Genomic DNA, 4,829 nt, shown 5'->3' on the forward strand with positions numbered 1-4,829 from the left:
GGCGCGAACTGGCGCAGCGCGCGCTCATAGACGCGGCGCTTGAAGGACACCACGTGATCGGCCGGGTACCAGAAGTCCACCCAGCGCCAGGAGTCGAATTCCGGGGTTTCACTGGCATCCAGACGCAAGTGCTGCTCGCGCCCGGTGAAGCGCAGCAGAAACCACACCTGTTTCTGGCCGATGCATTGCGGTTGTTGGTGACGGCGTACGTAGCGATGCGGCAGGCGATAGCGCAGCCAGCCCGGGGTGGTGGCCAACACCTCGACATGCTCGGCGGCCAGGCCGGTCTCCTCCTGCAGCTCGCGGTACATGGCTTCGAGCGGCGTCTCGTCGCTGTTCATGCCGCCCTGCGGGAATTGCCAGCCGTCGCGACGTATGCGGCGCGCCCAGAACAGGCGGCCGTCGCCGTTGAGCAGGACAATGCCTACATTGGGACGGTATCCGTCGACGTCGATCATGCCGGTCTCCTGGCCCAGTCGGCGGCGGATCAAGGAGCCCGGAATGGGTACTGCATGCCGCCGCGCGCATGCTTCGATTCAACCACAGCGCGCAAGGGACCGGCAAGCGGCGCTTGAACCGGAGATCATCCGCGACTACACTTCGCGGCCCTGTCCGCATGCCTGACGCCTGCTGCGGAAAGGCTTATTCGTGGCTAGGTAGCTCAGACGGTTAGAGCGCGGCACTCATAATGCTGAGGTCGGCGGTTCGATTCCGCCCCTAGCCACCATTTCGACAGGTTCCCTGTCCTGTCTTGCCGGAGGCGGCTCCCGCCCCCGTGACGCATCCGCGCATCGCCTTGATGTGCCGGGAAGCGAAGCCTACTCTGATAGGTCAACGCCGTCGCATGCGGCGCCCTAAAATACTTTCCAGGAGTAGCGCCATGAGTGATGCATCACTGCAGATGGGTTTCGTCGGCCTTGGACGGATGGGCCTGAACATGGTCCGCCGGTTACAGAAGGCCGGAGTGTCCTGCGTGGTCCACGATCTGGACGAGGCGGCGCGCTCGAAGGCAGCCGAGAGCGGTGCCGAAGCTGTCGAATCGCTCGAGGACCTGGTCGGCAAGCTGTCCAAGCCACGTGCGATATGGATGATGCTGCCCGCTGCCGTGGTCGACAAGGTAGTTGACCAGCTTGCGCCGATGCTGGAGAAGGGCGACATGCTGGTGGACGGCGGAAATTCGCATTATGTCGACGACCTGCGCCGCGCCAAGGCGCTTGCTGAACGCGACATCCATTATGCCGATGTCGGTGTGAGCGGCGGCGTCTGGGGCAGTGAACGCGGCTACTGCCTGATGATCGGTGCACCGGACAGCGCGTACCAGCACCTGGAGCCTGCGTTTGCCGCACTCGCGCCGGGCGTGGACATGGCGCCACGGACCGAGGGCCGCGAGGGCGACCCATCGGCAGCCGAGAACGGCTACCTGCACTGTGGTCCCAGCGGTGCTGGCCATTTCGTGAAGATGGTCCACAACGGCATCGAGTACGGAGTCATGGCGGCCTACGCAGAGGGGCTCAACGTGCTGCGGCATGCCAATATCGGCAAAAAGAAACGTGAAGACAACGCCGAGACGGCGCCGCTGGAGCATCCAGATCGCTACCAGTTCGATCTTTCGCTGGCCGACGTGACGGAAGTCTGGCGGCGCGGCAGCGTGATCGGCTCCTGGCTGCTGGACCTGACGGCTGCTGAGTTGCACCGCCATCCCGATCTGGACGGGTATGAGGGCCGCGTATCCGATTCCGGGGAGGGGCGCTGGACTGCGCAGGCGGCCATCGAACAGGGCGTGCCGGTGCCGGTGCTGACGGCTGCGCTGTTCGGGCGCTTCGCCTCGCGCGGCAACGATTTGTTTGCCGACCAGGTGATGTCGGCCATGCGTCATGCTTTTGGTGGCCATGACGAGCGTGGCGGCGAGAACAGCAAGGGCTCGACCTCATGAAGGCGTCAGCACTGGTCATTCTTGGTGCCTCGGGCGACCTCACGCGCCGCCTGCTGCTGCCCGCGCTGTACCGTCTGCATGCACGCAAACTCATCGGCGACCTGCGCATCATCGGCTATGCCCTGGAGAAATGGTCGCCCGAACGCTTCGAGAAACACGTGCACAAGGCGCTCAGTCAGTTCGTGCCCGAGCTCGACGAAGCCGGGTGGAACGAGTTTCGGGCGAGGCTTGATTACCGGCATGGTGAACTGAAGGCCGAGCCACTGGCCGCCCTCGGGGATCTGGCGGCCGCAGGAACCCTGTTCTACCTGGCGCTGCCGCCCTCGCTGTTCGGCACCGCTTCCGAGGCGCTGGGTGAGGCGGGTCTGTCCAGTGCCCCGCGCGGAGGCTGGCGACGGCTGGTGGTGGAAAAACCGTTCGGCAGCGATCTGGCTTCGGCCAAGCAATTGCGTACCCGGATGCATGCGCATTGGGAAGAGTCGCAGATCCTCCGGATTGACCATTTCCTGGGCAAGGAGACCACGCAGAACCTGATGGTGTTCCGTTTCGCCAACCGTTTTCTGGAGCCGGTCTGGAACGCGCAGCACGTGTCGCAGGTGCAGATCACCTATGCCGAGACCCTGGGCGTGGAAAAGCGTGCCGGGTACTACGAGCATGCCGGCGCCTTGCGCGACATGCTGCAAAACCACCTGATGCAATTGTTCAGTCTGGCCGCGATCGAGCCGTTGTCGACCTGGGACTCCGAAGTCCTGCGCGATCACAAGGTCGAGGTCCTGCGATCGGTCAAGCCTTTCACCGTGCGCAACGTCGACGCGCATGCCGTACGCGGCCAGTACCGGGGCGGAAAAATGGATCGGCGAAAGGTCGTGGACTATCGCCAGGAGTCGGGTGTTGCAAAAGATTCCACCACCGAGACGTTTGCCGCGCTGCGCCTTGAAATCGACAGTTGGCGCTGGCAGGGCGTGCCGTTCTACCTGCGCAGTGGCAAGCGCCTGGCCAGCAACTGCTCGGAGATCGCGGTCCAGTTCAAGCGCAATCCGGGCGCTCTGCCCGGCGCAGTCGCCGCGGACAACAACTGGATGATCTTCCGCATCAAGCCGCGCCAGACCATGAGCCTGCTGGCCAATGCAAAAAAACCCGGGCTGAAGCTGGAGGGTCGCCGCGTCACGCTCAGCGCACCCTATGAGGAGGAAGGCAACAGCGAGTTTTCCGCCTACGAGCAGTTGCTGATGGACGCGCTGGAAGGGGATCGCACGCACTTCCTGCGTTTTGACGAGGTCGAGTGGGCCTGGCGCTTGCTCGATCCGGTGCTCAAGGCCTGGAAGAAAGGCGAGCCGGAATTCTATGCTGCCGGCTCCGAGGGGCCTTCGGCACAGGATCGGCTGCTTGATTCCGGGCACCATTGGCGGCCGGTACGCCTGGTGGCGGGCGAGGATGATTGAGCCGTGGTGGACGCTCCCGTTGGGCGAGCCGCAATGGGTACAATGCGGCCCATGCAGATCTTCAAGATGTTCAACATTGAAGCGGCCCACCGGCTCCCCAACGTGCCCGAAGGGCACAAGTGCGCGCGCCTGCACGGGCATTCGTTCCGCGTTGAGGTGCATGTGGCCGGCGAACCCGGCGCGCACAGCGGCTGGGTCATGGACTACGCCGACATCAAGGCCGCCTTCGCGCCACTGTACGAGCAGCTTGACCATCATTACCTCAACGAGGTCCCGGGTCTGGAAAATCCCACCAGTGAATGCCTGGCGCGATGGATCTTCGAGCATCTCAAGCCCAGGCTGCCGACGCTCGACAGGATCGTGGTGCACGAGACCTGCACCAGCGGCGCGATCCATGCCGGAACCTAGGCGGGCGAGCCCGTCCGTCCCGTTCCGTGAGCCCCGGCGCATCACGCTTGCCTACCCCCTTCATGGGCGGAGAATGGGGCCAATCATTGCAGGGCGCGCAGGGCCGCCTCGAGCGGGCATCGGTTGCGGCGCCATATGGACATGCGATACCTCAGCATGAGGATACCTGGCGTGGGATCAATTGCTTGCGACTGGAATCGGGCAACTGGTATCATCCTCGGACTTTGTAAATACGTTTGCATTGCCTTCGAACGAAAGGCGGGCGAGGGGCAAAAGCAAAAGTGAATTCTGGCGTGAATTCCGTCGCTGCCGGCCGCAGGTTGGCAACGCAATTGGTTGCGTGGCAACTCGGCGCAACCTTGTTTTCGACGGGCATAGCGTGTGTTTTTGGATGGCGTTACGGGCTTGCGGTGCTCTGTGGCGGTTTGGCTGCAGCTGCGGGTTCGGCGGTACTGGGTCTGCGCGTTTTCGGACCCTCTTTGGCGCCAGCAGGGGTGGTCCTGGCGCGCATCTTCATCGGTAGCGCGCTCAAGTGGGGTGTGATCGCGCTGGCGCTTTACCTGGCCATGGTGCAAGCCGAGCTGCCGGGACTGGCTGTGATCGTTGGCCTCATGGCCGCGCTCGTGCCACAGCTTCTGGGTTTGCATCGAGGCGGGGCGTCGCGCCATTGAGAGCGGCACCCGAAATGGTTGACTTTGGTTCTTCTTTAGACGAGACGGTTTGATACATGGCGAGCGAAGCCACACCTACCGCCAGCGGTTACATACTGCACCATCTGACCTATCTGCAGCTTGACCTGCATACGGGAAAGATCGTCGAGAATTCGAGCGGTTTCTGGGTCTTGAACCTGGATTCCGTGTTTTTCTCCATTGTGCTGGCATTGATATTCATCGCCATGTTCGGCATTGCTGCGCGCAAGGCCACGTCCGGCGTGCCCGGCAAGTGGCAGAATTTCATCGAGATGTGCCAGCATGCCGTCGACAGTCAGGTCAAGGACGCCTATCACCACGGGGCGCGGTTCGTCGCGCCGATGGCGCTGGTGATCG

The 4,829-nt window shown here is 63.2% G+C and carries 6 protein-coding genes and 1 tRNA gene; 6 read left to right on the forward strand and 1 reads right to left on the reverse strand.

Annotated features, from left to right (window positions below):
- The coding region (locus PF446_RS09030; protein ID WP_298071101.1) for an RNA pyrophosphohydrolase at nucleotides 1-458 on the reverse strand (458 nt) is incomplete at its 3' end.
- A gap of 192 nt (nucleotides 459-650) precedes the next feature.
- Between PF446_RS09030 and PF446_RS09035 the strand changes: the two genes are divergently transcribed.
- The 6 genes from PF446_RS09035 to PF446_RS09060 form a co-directional block, all read left to right on the forward strand.
- Nucleotides 651-727: transfer RNA gene (locus tag PF446_RS09035), tRNA-Met, on the forward strand.
- Nucleotides 728-895: 168 nt separating this feature from the next.
- Entirely contained in the window at nucleotides 896-1,933 is a 1,038-nt protein-coding gene (gnd, locus tag PF446_RS09040; RefSeq protein WP_298071105.1) for a phosphogluconate dehydrogenase (NAD(+)-dependent, decarboxylating), read from the forward strand.
- On the forward strand, nucleotides 1,930-3,375 hold the full coding sequence (zwf, locus tag PF446_RS09045) for a glucose-6-phosphate dehydrogenase (RefSeq protein ID WP_298071102.1): 1,446 nt from the start codon (nucleotides 1,930-1,932) through the stop codon (nucleotides 3,373-3,375). Before gnd ends, zwf begins: the two co-directional genes overlap by 4 nt.
- A 51-nt stretch (nucleotides 3,376-3,426) precedes the next feature.
- Nucleotides 3,427-3,783: a 6-carboxytetrahydropterin synthase QueD gene (gene queD / locus PF446_RS09050; RefSeq protein ID WP_298071103.1), complete on the forward strand. Its 357-nt coding sequence runs from the start codon at nucleotides 3,427-3,429 to the stop codon at nucleotides 3,781-3,783.
- Between the two features lie 293 nt (nucleotides 3,784-4,076).
- The gene (locus tag PF446_RS09055; protein WP_298071104.1) at nucleotides 4,077-4,454 is read left to right on the forward strand and encodes an ATP synthase subunit I; all 378 of its coding nucleotides are present in this window, start codon (nucleotides 4,077-4,079) and stop codon (nucleotides 4,452-4,454) included.
- 56 nt (nucleotides 4,455-4,510) lie between these two features.
- The coding region (locus PF446_RS09060; protein ID WP_343224671.1) for a F0F1 ATP synthase subunit A at nucleotides 4,511-4,829 on the forward strand (319 nt) is incomplete at its 3' end.

This window comes from Oleiagrimonas sp. (assembly GCF_027858935.1).
Taxonomy (GTDB): Bacteria; Pseudomonadota; Gammaproteobacteria; order Xanthomonadales; family Rhodanobacteraceae; genus Oleiagrimonas.